Here is a 14198-nt window from a genome sequence, read left to right as displayed (position 1 = left end):
TCTAATAGTTGGTTAAAAAAATTACGATGAATGTTGGACAAGTGTCCTCGCCATCGCAATAGAATGTTCTGTTGCTTTCTCTACACCAATTAATGTCGTCATGGAAGTGGTTCCTTCAAGCAGTAAGGTAAATTGATTAGCCAGATCACGTTTGTTTTCTTTACCTTTTCTTTGAGCTAATAGTTGAAAATATTTAAGTAATTTTGCTTTATGACCTCTTGCAATGTTTTCAATCTCATTATCAGTTCCCGAATAATTTTCTATCGCTCTTAAAAACATATCCCCTTTGTAGGATTGTTCTTTTAACCAACGGCCATGAGCTTGAACAGCGAGGATGAAAGGGGAATCTGAATCCATTTCCACATGTGAATCCAAATAAGACCAATAGCGTTCCTCCCGCTGCTTCAGTACTTCTTCGACCAAATTATCCTTGGAAGGAAAATGATTATAGAGCGTCATTGTAGCAACATTCGCTTCACTTATGATTTGCTTTAATCCTACCCCACGAAATCCATGCTCATAAAATAATCGTTCAGCCACTTTAAGTAATGTCTCTTTTTTTATAGATCGACTCATGTTACATTTCTCCTTCAGTTAGATAGAATGACCTTTCTACCGATAGAATATCAATTCCAAATCTAAACTTCAACTATTTCTTAAATTTATACGCCAATAAGGACCTTTTCCTTATTACAGAAAGCGCTCTAATGCGGGTATTAGTACACCTACAATGTAGTAATAATTGGTCCTTCCTCTGTAAGGATAACTGTATGTTCGTATTGAGCCACATGGCTTTCATCGGTTAGGAAGGTCCATCCATCTTTGGATTGGTAAACTTCCTCTTCAAATGTAGAGATAAAAGGCTCAAAGGCAATTACCATACCATCTTTTAAAATTTCATCATCCCAGCGAGAGAAATAATTGAAAATATGTTCTGGTGCTTCATGAATCGAGCGCCCAACACCGTGTCCAGTAAGATTTTTTATAACAGTTAAGCCATGCTGTTTCGCTACATTGTGTACAGCTTTTCCGAGAGCGCTTTTTTTCGAACCTGGTTTTGCCTTCTCAAGTCCAGCGTCGAATGCTTCTTTAGTAACGTCACATATTTTCTGTAAAATTAACTCTCCTTTCCCAACAACAAAGGAAATTCCAGTATCTGCGAAATACCCGTTTTTAGAACCTGAAACATCAATATTTACAAGGTTTCCTTCTTGAATTGTCCAGTCCCTTGGAATACCGTGCGCTACTTCTTCATTTATGCTAATGCATGTAAACCCAGGGAAATCGTATTCTTCTTTTGGTGCAGATTGAGCTCCTGCTTTTTCAAAAATCTCTCCCGCAATTTCATCGAGTTCTTTTGTAGTAATACCAGGCTTCGTACATTGGACTAATTTATCTCGAATTGCTCCACAAATTTCACCAATTTCTCTTAATCCATTAAAATCCTCTTCAGTCTTTGCAATCATTGCATATGCTCCCTTTTTTAAGTGTTTTTATGATTACCATTCCATTGAGTTTCTATCATAAACGGAACGGCTTTTTTTTCAACAAAATGGCACTATTGCGGGTCGGTTGACTACTTTTTAAAAGTCAATTAAGTGTGCATTACTAGTCACGACACCATGCCAAATATTATAATCCCAGTACCTTAATCGTCCTGGCAATATTCTCGGCTAGTTGTTCTGTATACTGCTCTGCATTGGCAAGTGCTGTCTCTAGTGGAACAGCACTTGGTACAATTGAGTAGAGTGCATCAATCCCGTGGTCATAAACAACTTGATAATCCTCGCCAAGAGAACCTGCTAAACCGATGACAGGTACGTGTTGTTTTTTAGCGATTTTAGCAACGCCAATTGGGGTCTTTCCGTAGATTGACTGATTATCTATTTTACCTTCACCGGTGATGACTAGTGTGGCATGTTCCATGTGTTCTTCTAAATCGACTGCATCGATGACAATATCGATTCCTCGTTTTAGGTCGGCTTCTAAAAAGGCTAGTAAACCCGCGCCAAGTCCGCCAGCTGCACCGGATCCTGCTATTTTCTCAACGTCTTTACTTAAATCACGTTTTAGAATTTGCGCGTAATGGGTGAGATTTTGATCTAACGTCGTAATCATCTCTTCAGTTGCACCCTTTTGCTGGCCGAATACAGCAGACGCACCATGATCTCCAGTCAGAGGATTATCCACGTCACAAGCAACATCAACTTGTACCTCTTGCAATCTTGGATCCAAGTTTGTGGTGTCAATCGAATGAATTTTATTTAATTCACCGCCACCAAAATCTATCGGTAGTCCGTCTGAGTTGAGCAGGCTGGCACCTAACGCTTGAGCCATTCCTGCTCCACCATCATTCGTTGCACTTCCACCTAGTCCGATAATCAAATGTTTTACACCAAAGTCAAGTGCAGCGAGAATTAGTTCTCCTGTACCTTTTGTCGTTGTGGTTAATGGATCTCTGTTTTCATATTGTACGAGGTGAAGACCAGAAGCAGCAGCCATCTCAATCACGGCTGTTTCTTCTCCATCACCCGTAAGTCCGTAAAATGCTTCAACAGGGTAGCCAGCTGGTCCTGTTACGGTTTCACTGATGATTTTCCCGTTTGTTGTATCCACGAGTGATTGAACCGTTCCCTCACCCCCGTCAGCCATGGGGACTTTCACATATGTTGCTTTAGGAATAATTTTTTTAAAACCATTTTCAATTGCATTGGCAGCAGTTAATGCTGACATACTTTCCTTGAAAGAATCCGGAGCAATTACGATTTTCATCTTATTCACACCCTTTGGATAATACCAGGCACCCAGTAAAAAAGTGGGTGCCTGATGTTTGGTACCTATATTCATTTTACTTCTAATAGTGTACGCTTGCCAGCTTGTACGTTTTTGCTGGTTATGTAAAAAAATGATATTAAAAAATCTGTACATCCTGCATTGCCCGTTCGATCGTAATAGTTTGAGCATGGTGAAAGGCAGCAAAGCTCTCTACTGCATCCTTCAAATTTTTACGCAGGTGTGGCGTCAGGTTCACATTATGCTCAAGTTGCAGCAAACGAATATTCAAGTGTTGATTTTCTCTGTCCAGGCCTGGATCGATTCGACCAATTAAACGGTCTCCGGCAAGGATTGGCATGGCATAATATCCATACTTGCGTTTGGCTTTTGGTGTATATACTTCCCATTTATATGAGAAGTCAAAAAGATCTACCAATCGCTCCCGGCGCCAGAGCAAATTATCCAGTGGCGGAAGAAATCGGATTGGCGCATCCTCTGTGGAAGATTCCCCCTCAACCGTGAATTGTTCGTGTTTTTTTAATGCGTCCAGATCTTCAGCTAAAATATAATATTGCCGGTGAACATCATCCATTTCTAATGGAATAATTGCTCCAGTTTCCAATCGCTTTGTAATCGCTTCTCGACGTTGTGCTGCACTCATTTTTTGCCAGCCCAGACGGGAATCACTCGCATCAAAGATGCGGTAGGCCCGCATATATTTTTCCAGAAGGGCTTCATTCGAGTCAACGCTATCCATTTTTTTAGCTTCCTGTAAAAGGCTCATCGGTATTGTACGTTCCGTTAGATCGAAGAAACGTTCACTTCCAACTCTCCTGACGACACGGATTATTCCTGTATCAAGGAGCTGGTTCAAGGCGTGGGAGGTCTCCTTGGTCTTGGGCGATTTGTTGTCCCATGCACCGTGAACACGGTTCTCAGCCTGGAAAGCTCGTGAAGGAAGCGGGCCCTCTAGCTGCAGCTTATCGAGCACATCATCCACAACAGATCCTAGTTTATCCAGTTCTTCCTTCGACTGATTTTGGAAGCGAAGTCGGGTCGCTTCAAATTTTGGATAGTCTTCCATTGGGATCGTACATGCGGCATTTGCCCAATACTCGAATAATTGACCTTGTGCTAATAAATCATTTAATATTTCGGGTTGATACCCAGGAACTCGAGCGGCTAAAACAAGATGCTGGTTACGGGAAACGGAGGCAACTGCATCAAGCTGAACACATTCAAGCTGCCGAATTATCTGGAATGTCTCTTCTTTAGTGGGATTCTCCTTCTGTGAAAGGAGGTGCTGGGTATCCAGCAGAAAACGGCGAACAGCACGTCGGTTTGTATGGTGCGACATCATCTGATTTCCTCCATTCTAATCATTGCTATCCAATCTTTGGTCACAAACGTCAAACAATGGACAACCCTCACATATCGGTACAGACTTACAATGAACTTTTGCATGCTCAACCAGCACAGCATGAAATTCATTAAATAATCCCAGGTCTTCCGGAACCACTTCTTCCACCTGTTTTCGAAATGTATCATAGGATTTTGGCATATCGAATCCGAGCCGGTAAAAAATTCTTCTGGCATATGCATCAACAACAAATACTGGTTTGTCAAAAGCATATAGCAGCATGACATCAGCTGTCTCGCGACCAATACCATTAATGCTAAGCAGTTCGTTTCTTAGCTGATGCTTGTCTGTTTTTTTGACCGCGTCAATATCGTAGTTATAGGATTTATACCATTCCAGAAAAGTCTTAATTCGTTTTGACTTGATATTAAAGAAACCACTCGACCGAATTAACAGGGCAAGCTCCTTAGTTGTTAACTTTTCCATACGCTTCGGACTCAAAAAAGGTTTTACCTTTTCCAGTGCTTTTTCCACATTACGCCAGCTTGTATTCTGTACTAGAATCGAGCCAATCATCATTTCAAAGGGTGTATCGGCAGGCCACCAGTTTTGCGGGCCGTAATAGTCTAACAACTTATCATAGATTAATTGATAATTTCGTGTCATCATTAGCTGCTTTCCAGACTAAGTAATTTCTGCTTCATGGGAATGCCGCCACGATAGCCAGTCAGTTTCCCGCTTTTACTAATCACCCGGTGACAAGGTACAACAATTAATATAGGATTCGCTCCAACTGCTGTTCCTACTGCACGTACTGAATTGGGCCTGCCGACAGCTTTTGATATATCTGTGTAGGTCTTTATTTCACCATAGAGGACTTTTTGCAACTCAGTCCATACTGCTTTCTGAAACTCTGTGCCAATTAAATCTATAGGTAAATTAATATTTTTCCGTTCACCGTTTAAATAGTCTGCTAATTGTTCAGCATATACGGATACTTCATTCCAGTCTTCAACTAGATGGGCTTTTGGCCGTTTAGTATTAAACCAGCTCTTCATTTCACTAAATCCCCCATTATGCGAACCGATAAAACAAAGGCCAGTATCGGTAACCGAAAGATAAATGGACCAACCATCAGATTTAATATGGCCATAATATACCACATTTTCTTCATTATATTTCATGACGTAACACCTCATTTTCATCACTTTTTCGGAAATCTCGTGGTGACTGCCCTGTTCGTTTTTTAAACAATGTTGCAAAGTGTGCAGCATTAGGAACTCCTATTAACGTACAAATTTCATGAATCGATTTATCCGTCTTTCTGAGATAAAATATTGCTTTTTCCATCCGAACTGTTTGCATAAATTCTATTGGTGTAATACCATTTATCCGCTTAAATACGCGATGTAAATGATAAGGACTGCCGTGGCATCCCTCTGCAATACTATTCAATGTTAAGTGTTCAAAAAAATGTTCTCTTATAAATGTCTCTGCCTTAAGGACCCATTCCTCATCCGGCAGCCGGTATCCCGCTGATTCACACCTTTTACACGGTCTAAATCCCGCTGCCAATGCTTCATCCGCATTATAGAAAATAGTTACATTATCAAAATTCGGAACACGAGATTTGCAGGAAGGTCTGCAAAAGATTTTCGTCGTTCTGACAGCATAGAAAAATTGATCATCAAAATTCTCGTCATTTTCACGAATAGCTTTCCACTGCTCAGTTGTTAATACTGAGTTTTTAGCTGTAACCATCACCATCCACCTCCACCATTATTATAACTCATATTAGTTACAAAACAGCTTATTTTGAATGGAAAAGCAAGATATCGAAAGTTGTTGAATTTTAATAAGACGGACAGAAAATAATAGAAAAATTAGAATTATGTAGAAAGAGAGGGAAGGAGGTGAGTGTATGCGCATAAGACCATTAGTATATTTTTGCCTAATGGTACTAGCGGTATTTTTACTTCCAGTCGATACTTTAGCGAATAATGGGAGTTCTTCTGAAAAGGCAGCGCCACAGGCTAACGATAAAGAGTTAACAAATGTAGCTGAAGAAGCTTCGGAAAAAGGTAAGCAAGCTTCTCAAGCTGTCAAAGAGGCTACTAAAAAGGGGAAAGGATCTTCTGACAATCCTGGAGAATCATCGAATCATGATAAGCAAGTTTCTAAAGGGATGACAGATAAAGAGAAACCGTCGGATAAAGCTTCCGATCACGCGGAACCTGAATCGAAGGATGAGAATTCAAAAACCTTGCCACCTCAGGCAAATGACCAAACTACTGAACAAACAGAAAAGCTTGAGCGAGAGGTGGCGTCAAAGAAGGAAAAAGTAAAAAAACAGGTTGAAGATAAACTGCATGGAAAAAAAGGGAGGTCAAAAAGTACTGTAGATAAAAGCTCGAAAATTAATGAAGAGCAAACTACTCAGACGAATGACAACTCTAAAAATGTAGGAAATCCAACGAAGGGTAAAGAAGTGCCCCAAATTTCAGTAACCGATTCAGGAGATAAAACAGTTCAAACTAATAAACAAAGCGCATCTGAGGATGATATGACTCCTGATGAAAAAGAACAAAGTGGTAATTTAAAGTCAATTCCAAAACCTAACGAAGATCCAGTTAGTCAGGAAATTATGATCAAACCTGGTTCATTACCGTCACCAGCATCTACGAGTGGTAGTGATTATGGTGGACAAACCAGTTTTTCATCAGTGGTAAAAGGAGATTTGCCAAATCCCCTCATGTTCTTTTCTAAGTCGCAAGTAATCGGCAAAAGATCCGAAGTTCTTTGGGATCAGTGGGTGAATGCACCGCCAGCAGAACCGCCAAAGATTGCTTCTTAATTTTTTTAAAGTGATGAATATATATAAAATTAATTAAGGAGCGATTAAATTATGAAAAACGTACGGATGAAATCTCTAGTATTTGCAGGAGTTATGACAATAGGAGTATTTGCAGGTGTTCAATCAACAGATGCAGCTTCTTCTAATGCAGAAAAAGAAGTAGCTGTTGAAAAGAAGCAGGAAGCAAAAGCTGAGAAGAAAAGTGAATCTCAAGGAAGTGCGAATGCTAGTGAAACAGCAAAAGCTAATGCATCATCAAAGTCATCTATTGTAGCTGAATCTAAGGACGAAGAGGCTAATGTTGAAGTGACAGCTGAAGCTGATGGTGAAGTAACTGAAGAGGGAACAACAGAAGAAACAGAAGAATCAGTGACAGAGGAAGAAGCAACGGAAGAGGAAACAACTGAAGAAGAAAGCACAGAAGAAACTGAAGAAGAAACCGAGGAAAAGGTCGTAAATAAATCTCAAGAAAATAAAGTAAACTCACAAGCTGCAGAAAATGCAAGCGATGTAGCTAAAGCACATGCTTCTGAAAACTCAGCAGTACTAGCTGTAGAGACAGAAGAAGAGGGCACAGAAGAAACAGAAACAGATGAAGAGGCAAACGAGGAAGAAACAACAGAAGAAGAGAATACAGAAGAAGCTGAAGAAGGCACAGAAGAAACTGAAGAAGGCACAGAAGAAACAGAAGAATCAGTAACAGATGAAGAAGCAACAGAAGAAGAAACAACAGAAGAAGAGAATACAGAAGAAGCTGAAGAAGGCACAGAAGAAACAGAAGAATCAGTAACAGATGAAGAAGCAACAGAAGAGGAAACAACGGAAGAAGAAACAGAGGAAACAGAAACAGAAGAAGAAGTGAATAAGTCACAAGAAAACAAAATCAACGCACAAGCTTCAGCAAACGCTAGTGATGTAGCAATTGAACATGCTTCAGAAAACTCAGCAGTACTTGCAGTAGAAGCGAGTGACGAAGAAACAGATGAAGAAACAACTGAAGAGGAAAACACAGAAGAGACTGTAGAAACATCTGTGGAAGAGTCAGCTGAATTAGAAGTCGAAGTAAAATAAATGTTTTTATTAAAAGCCGGGGGGTTCCTCCGGCTTTTTATATTGAAGTCATTTGAGAAAATGTAATACAAACGTCTGACTTTTTGGAACCTTTTGCAGTTATTACCGTATTACTTAAGTAAGTACGTCGTGATTGGCGGGTGAAGGTTATAGTTCGTCTTGGAGTTATCTTATTTCGCTGTGGTGTTGTTCTAGTTGGGGTTTCTATTTTAATATTTCTGTTATCTAATACCGTTGATTTTTTTGCGATTAACCATTGGTATAATACTATCTTTTTGATCAGCTCTATTCTGGCTGGAATGACAGGTGTTCTGGTAGTGCTCATCGGTGTTATAAGAGACAGAATTAAAGACAAGAAGGAGGAAGATCAAAATGATGTTAGTAAATACTGAAACTATTCCTGGGTATGAAATCACAGATGTGAAGGGAATGGTGAAAGGAAATGTTGTGCGTGCGAAACATATTGGGAAGGATTTTGTCGCAGGTTTCAGAAATATAGTTGGCGGAGAAGTGAAAGAGTATACGGAAATGTTAACAGAATCCAGACAAAGGGCTACAGAACGAATGGTCAAGGAGGCGGAGAATTCAGGTGCTGATGCGGTTGTAAATGTTCGCTTTGTAACATCCCAGATTGCCAACGGGGCAGCAGAACTTTTGGTGTATGGAACGGCTGTCAATATTCAAAAAAAATAAAATGAGCTAGAAATTAGGCCGCATCTTCAGCTGAAGAATGCGGCTTTTTCTAAGTGATTGAACTCGAAACTGATAGTTATGAGTTGTTATTTTGCTGTGATATCTCTTTTTCTGCAAAGTATTCATTGGCTGCTTCAAGTTCCTTATGTTCATCAACAGAATCTCCAGCGAAATTGTCTTCCTCGGCAAAAGGATACTTAGCATCTAGTCCGTCTTGAACACTTATCTCACCATCTGAATTCGCCTCTGTTGGAATGGAGAACTCCTTTTTGCGTTGTTTTTCCATTTTTTCACCTCAGTAATAAACTGTGTTTCGTAACTATTTTTATACAGGCTGCTTTTAGTTTGTCGCAATTGATATAAACTGCGAAGTAATTTGGAAAATATTTGAATGTTATACAACGCTTGGGCAATACATATCGCGCGCCTTAGGGCAACGCTTCAGATTCCTCAGAAGCAAAAACCACTTCCTGTGGGACAGCGAGCCACAAATCGATTACTCTTAGTTGGTGTCGCAGCATTATAAGATTCATTGCTTGGAAACAGCAACAATCAGCCATTATTCATTCGATATAAACCTTATTTATTGACACTAAAGTTTATCAGTATTATATTTATCTTGAATTAAAAATAAATATAACAGATAAAATAGAGCTACTACAGTGTAAATTGATTGGAGGAATTTTAAATGAATGGTTTAAAAGGTATGCATCATGTAACTGCGATAACAAGCAGTGCAGAAAAGAACTATGAATTTTTCACATATGTTTTAGGAATGCGTTTGGTGAAAAAGACCGTTAACCAGGACGATATCAAAACATATCATTTATTTTTTGCGGATGATAAAGGAAGTGCAGGTACGGATATGACTTTCTTTGATTTCCCTGGCATTCCAAAAGGGTCACACGGGACAAATGAGATTTTTAAGACATCATTTCGTGTACCAAGTGATGCAGCACTTGAATATTGGGTGAAACGCTTTGACCGGCTGGAAGTAAAACACTCCGGAATTAAAGAACAATTTGGTAAAAAGACACTTCCTTTTGTTGATTTTGATGATCAAAATTACCAACTGATTTCAGATGAAAATGATAAGGGAGTTGCTGCAGGTACTCCGTGGCAAAAAGGGCCGGTCCCATTAGAGTATGCCATTACCGGATTAGGGCCAATCTTTGTTCGTATTGCCAACTTTGATTACTTTAAAGAAATGATGGAAAAAGCCCTTCTATTTAAAGAAATAGATCATGAAGGTTCCTTTCATTTATTCGAAGTAGGCGAAGGAGGAAATGGCGCACAGGTTGTCGTAGAGTATAATACAGTTCTACCGCAGGCAAGACAAGGTTTTGGGACAGTTCACCATGCAGCATTTCGTGTTGAAGATCGTTCTGTATTAGATGAGTGGGATAAACGGATGAGAAGCATAGGATTCCAGACATCAGGCTTTGTTGATCGATTCTTCTTCGGGTCATTGTATATCAATGTGGCCCCACAGATTTTATTTGAATTTGCCACAGAGGGTCCAGGTTTTATGGGTGATGAGCCTTATGAAACGCTTGGAGAAAAACTATCCTTACCTCCAATGCTGGAACCAAAACGTGAAGAAATCGAAAAAATGGTTCGACCAATTGATACGGTAAGAAGTACGAAAGAGTTTACGAAAGAATAATTAAAAGCATTAAAAAGCCCTGTCATGGAATCAATCCATAACAGGGCTTTTTTATTGTCTAGGAAATTATAAAATTTGAGCGCTGTGGATAACTAACTAAGCTATCTAGCCACGTCCAGCTCCAGGGCCTAGCGCCTAGTGGACTTCCCTCCCCGTGTCTACGATAAGTCAACATCGAATCGCTAACGCTCTTCGTGTATCCTTTATCTCACACGGGTCAGTCCAGTCCATACGGCGCTGAACAGGCGCTTGCGCTTTTGTTCCTCTCACTGCCAGTTGTTAATAAGCTCATCAGCAGCGTTATTCAAGTCTTCCTTTGCATCTGATGTAATGAATTTGTTCATTGCTTTGTTATTCAAATGCTTTAAGAATCCTTCTGCTTTTTTAATCGCCTGTTTTTGGTGATCTTTATCCAATTGGTGTTCCGCTTGCTTCAGTTTATTCGTTAGCTGAACTGCCAATGGATGATCGATTTCACCTGCTTGTTTCAAGTCCGCAACGTTCTGCTGGATAGATGAAAGCGTTACGGGCTTAGATAAGTCAATGTTATATTTGGCAAAACCATTTGTTCCTTCACCGGAGTAGCTAATATTCCCGTCTGGCTTAGTGAATTGCTGTGCATCCGGTGATGACTGGAATGTTAGCTTCGGACTGCCATCAATTGGTGTAAATGACCAATTCCCGTCAGCTGAAGGATCAATTGTTCCGTTTTCCTGAATATACTGGATAACCGCCTGACGGTTTTGTACCTGTGGAGATAGGACAATTTGACTTCCATCTAAGTTAGGGAAGTTACCGCCTCCACCAGCACGATAGTTATTCGTTGCAACAAGGAATTCCTGCCCGTCATATACTTGTTCACCATTATATTGCAGATTTACAATCCGTTGTGCATTCGGGTTAATCAGCTCACCGTCATTATTATAACGAGATGGTTCAGTCACATCGACTTCATAAGTGACGCCATCAATTATATCAAAATTATACGTTGAAAAATCAAGGTCAACTAATGACTGCTGTTCTGAGGCATCCGGATCAACCTGATTAAATTGCCCGGCAGACATTTCGAGCCATTGACGAATTTGCTTCCCGTTTAGTTTGACTACTTTCAAGGTGTTCGGATATACGTAAAGGTCAGCCACGTTTTTAATGGCGATTGGCCCTTCAGGTATATACGTGTAATAGTTAGATCCACTTCTTCCACCCGCTTTAAATGGTGCTGCCGCTGACAGGACTGGTAGCCCTTCATATTCCGTTCCTTCTACTGCATTTTTCGTATACCATTTCTGTGCATTGGATACGATTTGTACAGATGGATCGTCTTTAACGAGTGCGAAATAGCTGTGAATCGGTGCAGTTGTTTCGCCCACTTCAGAACGTACATAATCTAATGTTGCCTGATGTTCTTCTGCTACGGCATCAATGATTTCCTGATCTGGTTCGACAAGCGCTTCGCCTGTTTCTTCGTCGTAAATGGATCGGACTTCCGCACTGGAATCAATCACATCCCAGTCTTCTCCATTTTTTTCGAGTTTCAGATCAACGAATCCCATGTGGTTCCCCCAAAAGCCTGCTTCTACAGATGGAACACCGTTAATTGTTCCTTTTTCCAGGTCCACACCGGGAATTCCTGCAAATGACTCGCTAGGAAAAGCTTCATGAGCATGGCCGAACAGAATCGCATCAATGCCCTCTACTTCCGTCAGATTGTAAGTAGCATTCTCTTCTTTTTTTTGCAGTTCAACTGAGCCAAGTCCAGAGTGTGGAACTGCTACAATGATATCGGCGCCCTGTTCCTTCATCTCCGGTATAAACTTTTGAGCTGTTTCATAAATTCCTTTGGTAATTACTTTTCCTTCCAGGTTAGTGCTATCCCATTGCATGATTTGTGGTGGAACAAAGCCAATTACCCCAACGTCAACGGTTTGGGTATTGCCGTTTTCATCCTCCACTTGCTTGTTGATGATTTTGTATGGCTGGAAGAAGTTTTCGTCGTTGGTTGGGTCGCTGTCACCATCATCATAGTAGACGTTTGCATTGATATATGGGAAATTAGCATCGTCTATGGATTCCTTCAAGTAGTCGATACCATAGTTAAATTCATGGTTCCCAATATTTGCGGTGTCATAATCCAGAAGATTCATTGCTTTGTAGACAGGGTGGACTTCTCCCTCTTCAAGGCCGTTTCTAGCAACGTAATCTCCAAGTGGATTGCCCTGAATCAGGTCACCGTTGTCAAATAACATATGGTTTTTCGCTTCACTACGAGCCTGTTTAATGAGTGTTGCTGTCATAGCCAGACCAAATTCATTAGTTGGCTTGTCCTGATAATAGTTGTAGTTAACAAGATTAACATGAATGTCCGTTGTTTCCATAAGTCTCATGTTGACTATGCTGCTGTCAGTTGTTGCCGCATGAGAAGAATTATTTTCGCCCAGCGGATTAAACAGAAGTAATGCTGTTAAAAATATAAAAGAGAACTTTACCAATCTTTTATTTTTCAATTTTGTAACCCCTTTCAATATATTGTTAATTACTAGGTTAAAGGAATGTGATGCCTTTTTGAATAGTCTGATTGTAGGGGGTCAAATGAATTAGATGGTTTGATTCTTTTTAGTTATGTTATCATGGACGTTGATTTTTACGTATAAGGAGTTTCGATATATGAATATACCTATCCTACATGAAGATAATCATTTGCTTGTGGTTGAAAAGCCGGTCAACATTCCGGTTCAGGAGGATCCTACCGGAGATCGGGATATGTTATCAATGTTAAAGGCAGATTTAAAGGTACGCCATAATAAACCAGGCAACGTCTTTCTAGCACTGGTTCATCGTTTGGATCGACCTGTGGGTGGAGTGATGGTGTTTGCCAAAACCTCAAAAGCTGCCTCTCGTTTGTCTGATTCGATTCGCAGGAAGGCATTTTATAAAAAATACCTGGCTGTTGCAAGGGGGAATCCTCCCCAAAAGCAGGCAAGGCTGGAGCACTTTTTACTGAAGGATCGAAGTGAGAATAAAGTGTCGACCGTGTCTTCCCAGCGTCAAGAAGGCAAAAAAGCATTGCTGGATTATGAAGTAATTGGTGAGAAGGAGCAATTAAGCTTATTGCTGATCGATCTTCATACCGGACGATCACATCAGATAAGAGTTCAACTGTCTGAAACCGGTAATCCACTCTTTGGTGACCAAAAATACGGACAAAATGTGAATCGTAAAGGACAGCAAATTGCTTTATGGGCTCATACATTGTCATTTGAGCATCCAACTAAAAAAGAAATGATGGAATTTAAATCTTTACCGCCAGAAGAACATCCATGGAACCTGTTTTTTAGAGAAGGGGAGATGATGACGTGAGTAAGACACTATTTACTTTTACGATTTCCACGAAGGCAAAACAATCGTTTACCGAGTTGGATCGTTATTTGGACGAAGCGCTAACTAAAAGTGGCATACGAGATGGAATAATGATTGTATATTGCCCTCATACGACTGCAGCGATTACAATCAATGAAAATGCGGACCCGGATGTAAAAACTGATTTAAAACTGGGGCTTGATGAAACGTTTCCAAATAAGTCTGCGTATGTGCATATGGAAGGAAATTCAGATGGACATATGAAGTCTTCTGTTGTTGGAGCGAATGAAACATTAATTATTTCAGAGGGCAGGCTCATAGTAGGGACCTGGCAAAGTGTCTATTTTTGTGAATTTGACGGTCCAAGAACAAGGACATTTCATGTCAAGATTATAGAAGGGTAGCTGAATGCAATTACTGGT

16 protein-coding genes are annotated in these 14198 nt (G+C 40.2%); 7 read left to right on the top strand and 9 right to left on the bottom strand.

Annotated features, from left to right (window positions below; all coding sequences use genetic code 11):
• Positions 1-21: 21 nt before the first annotated feature.
• The 7 genes from ACTWQM_RS11860 to ACTWQM_RS11830 form a co-directional block, all read right to left on the bottom strand.
• Positions 22-576 (bottom strand): TetR/AcrR family transcriptional regulator, encoded by a 555-nt coding sequence (locus ACTWQM_RS11860; protein WP_443258360.1) that lies wholly within the window; start codon positions 574-576, stop codon positions 22-24.
• Positions 577-725: 149 nt separating this feature from the next.
• Complete coding sequence (gene map / locus ACTWQM_RS11855; protein ID WP_443258359.1) at positions 726-1466, bottom strand: type I methionyl aminopeptidase; 741 nt, start codon at positions 1464-1466, stop codon at positions 726-728.
• Positions 1467-1632: 166 nt separating this feature from the next.
• Complete coding sequence (locus tag ACTWQM_RS11850) at positions 1633-2772, bottom strand: glycerate kinase (RefSeq protein ID WP_443258397.1); 1140 nt, start codon at positions 2770-2772, stop codon at positions 1633-1635.
• Positions 2773-2911: 139 nt separating this feature from the next.
• A complete protein-coding gene (locus ACTWQM_RS11845) occupies positions 2912-4135 on the bottom strand; it encodes a winged helix-turn-helix domain-containing protein (RefSeq protein WP_443258358.1) in 1224 nt (407 codons plus the stop codon).
• Positions 4136-4150: 15 nt separating this feature from the next.
• Positions 4151-4801: an endonuclease III domain-containing protein gene (locus ACTWQM_RS11840; RefSeq protein WP_443258396.1), complete on the bottom strand. Its 651-nt coding sequence runs from the start codon at positions 4799-4801 to the stop codon at positions 4151-4153.
• 2 nt (positions 4802-4803) lie between these two features.
• Positions 4804-5319 (bottom strand): methylated-DNA--[protein]-cysteine S-methyltransferase, encoded by a 516-nt coding sequence (locus ACTWQM_RS11835; protein ID WP_443258357.1) that lies wholly within the window; start codon positions 5317-5319, stop codon positions 4804-4806.
• Positions 5309-5896: a bifunctional transcriptional activator/DNA repair enzyme AdaA gene (locus ACTWQM_RS11830; RefSeq protein WP_443258356.1), complete on the bottom strand. Its 588-nt coding sequence runs from the start codon at positions 5894-5896 to the stop codon at positions 5309-5311. Before ACTWQM_RS11830 ends, ACTWQM_RS11835 begins: the two co-directional genes overlap by 11 nt.
• Positions 5897-6056: 160 nt before the next feature.
• Between ACTWQM_RS11830 and ACTWQM_RS11825 the strand changes: the two genes are divergently transcribed.
• The 4 genes from ACTWQM_RS11825 to ACTWQM_RS11810 all read left to right on the top strand — a co-directional run bounded on the left by ACTWQM_RS11825 (position 6057) and on the right by ACTWQM_RS11810 (position 8753).
• Positions 6057-6989 (top strand): hypothetical protein, encoded by a 933-nt coding sequence (locus ACTWQM_RS11825; RefSeq protein WP_443258355.1) that lies wholly within the window; start codon positions 6057-6059, stop codon positions 6987-6989.
• 51 nt (positions 6990-7040) lie between these two features.
• Complete coding sequence (locus ACTWQM_RS11820; RefSeq protein ID WP_443258354.1) at positions 7041-8060, top strand: hypothetical protein; 1020 nt, start codon at positions 7041-7043, stop codon at positions 8058-8060.
• Positions 8061-8200: 140 nt separating this feature from the next.
• Positions 8201-8452 (top strand): hypothetical protein, encoded by a 252-nt coding sequence (locus tag ACTWQM_RS11815; RefSeq protein ID WP_443258353.1) that lies wholly within the window; start codon positions 8201-8203, stop codon positions 8450-8452.
• On the top strand, positions 8433-8753 hold the full coding sequence (locus ACTWQM_RS11810; protein WP_443258352.1) for a YbjQ family protein: 321 nt from the start codon (positions 8433-8435) through the stop codon (positions 8751-8753). Before ACTWQM_RS11815 ends, ACTWQM_RS11810 begins: the two co-directional genes overlap by 20 nt.
• A 76-nt stretch (positions 8754-8829) precedes the next feature.
• Here ACTWQM_RS11810 and ACTWQM_RS11805 read toward each other — a convergent pair whose 3' ends face one another.
• Positions 8830-9039, bottom strand: a complete 210-nt coding sequence (locus ACTWQM_RS11805; RefSeq protein WP_443258351.1) for a hypothetical protein — start codon at positions 9037-9039, stop codon at positions 8830-8832.
• A gap of 402 nt (positions 9040-9441) precedes the next feature.
• On the opposite strand from ACTWQM_RS11805, the gene ACTWQM_RS11800 reads away from it, so the two are divergent.
• A complete protein-coding gene (locus ACTWQM_RS11800; RefSeq protein WP_443258350.1) occupies positions 9442-10419 on the top strand; it encodes a ring-cleaving dioxygenase in 978 nt (325 codons plus the stop codon).
• A gap of 266 nt (positions 10420-10685) precedes the next feature.
• On the opposite strand, the gene ACTWQM_RS11795 is transcribed toward ACTWQM_RS11800, so the two are convergent.
• Positions 10686-12923: a bifunctional 2',3'-cyclic-nucleotide 2'-phosphodiesterase/3'-nucleotidase gene (locus ACTWQM_RS11795; protein ID WP_443258349.1), complete on the bottom strand. Its 2238-nt coding sequence runs from the start codon at positions 12921-12923 to the stop codon at positions 10686-10688.
• 160 nt (positions 12924-13083) lie between these two features.
• Between ACTWQM_RS11795 and ACTWQM_RS11790 the strand changes: the two genes are divergently transcribed.
• Positions 13084-13776: an RluA family pseudouridine synthase gene (locus ACTWQM_RS11790; RefSeq protein WP_443258348.1), complete on the top strand. Its 693-nt coding sequence runs from the start codon at positions 13084-13086 to the stop codon at positions 13774-13776.
• A complete protein-coding gene (locus ACTWQM_RS11785; RefSeq protein WP_443258347.1) occupies positions 13773-14180 on the top strand; it encodes a secondary thiamine-phosphate synthase enzyme YjbQ in 408 nt (135 codons plus the stop codon). Before ACTWQM_RS11790 ends, ACTWQM_RS11785 begins: the two co-directional genes overlap by 4 nt.
• The last annotated feature ends 18 nt before the right edge of the window (positions 14181-14198 follow it).

Origin of the sequence: Virgibacillus sp. L01, from assembly GCF_052246775.1 — a bacterium.
Taxonomy (GTDB): Bacteria; Bacillota; Bacilli; order Bacillales; family Amphibacillaceae; genus Lentibacillus.
Note: the sequence above shows the minus strand (reverse complement) of the source record. Positions and strands in the feature narration are given on the sequence as shown.

What these genes read in the sequence shown, in the direction of transcription:
- ACTWQM_RS11860 (WP_443258360.1), bottom strand. Translation starts at nt 576, where the DNA reads ATGAGTCGATCTATAAAAAAAGAGACATTACTTAAAGTGGCTGAACGA.
- map (WP_443258359.1), bottom strand. Translation starts at nt 1,466, where the DNA reads ATGATTGCAAAGACTGAAGAGGATTTTAATGGATTAAGAGAAATTGGT.
- ACTWQM_RS11850 (WP_443258397.1), bottom strand. Translation starts at nt 2,772, where the DNA reads ATGAAAATCGTAATTGCTCCGGATTCTTTCAAGGAAAGTATGTCAGCA.
- ACTWQM_RS11845 (WP_443258358.1), bottom strand. Translation starts at nt 4,135, where the DNA reads ATGATGTCGCACCATACAAACCGACGTGCTGTTCGCCGTTTTCTGCTG.
- ACTWQM_RS11840 (WP_443258396.1), bottom strand. Translation starts at nt 4,801, where the DNA reads ATGACACGAAATTATCAATTAATCTATGATAAGTTGTTAGACTATTAC.
- ACTWQM_RS11835 (WP_443258357.1), bottom strand. Translation starts at nt 5,319, where the DNA reads ATGAAATATAATGAAGAAAATGTGGTATATTATGGCCATATTAAATCT.
- ACTWQM_RS11830 (WP_443258356.1), bottom strand. Translation starts at nt 5,896, where the DNA reads ATGGTTACAGCTAAAAACTCAGTATTAACAACTGAGCAGTGGAAAGCT.
- ACTWQM_RS11825 (WP_443258355.1), top strand. Translation starts at nt 6,057, where the DNA reads ATGCGCATAAGACCATTAGTATATTTTTGCCTAATGGTACTAGCGGTA.
- ACTWQM_RS11820 (WP_443258354.1), top strand. Translation starts at nt 7,041, where the DNA reads ATGAAAAACGTACGGATGAAATCTCTAGTATTTGCAGGAGTTATGACA.
- ACTWQM_RS11810 (WP_443258352.1), top strand. Translation starts at nt 8,433, where the DNA reads ATGATGTTAGTAAATACTGAAACTATTCCTGGGTATGAAATCACAGAT.
- ACTWQM_RS11805 (WP_443258351.1), bottom strand. Translation starts at nt 9,039, where the DNA reads ATGGAAAAACAACGCAAAAAGGAGTTCTCCATTCCAACAGAGGCGAAT.
- ACTWQM_RS11800 (WP_443258350.1), top strand. Translation starts at nt 9,442, where the DNA reads ATGAATGGTTTAAAAGGTATGCATCATGTAACTGCGATAACAAGCAGT.
- ACTWQM_RS11790 (WP_443258348.1), top strand. Translation starts at nt 13,084, where the DNA reads ATGAATATACCTATCCTACATGAAGATAATCATTTGCTTGTGGTTGAA.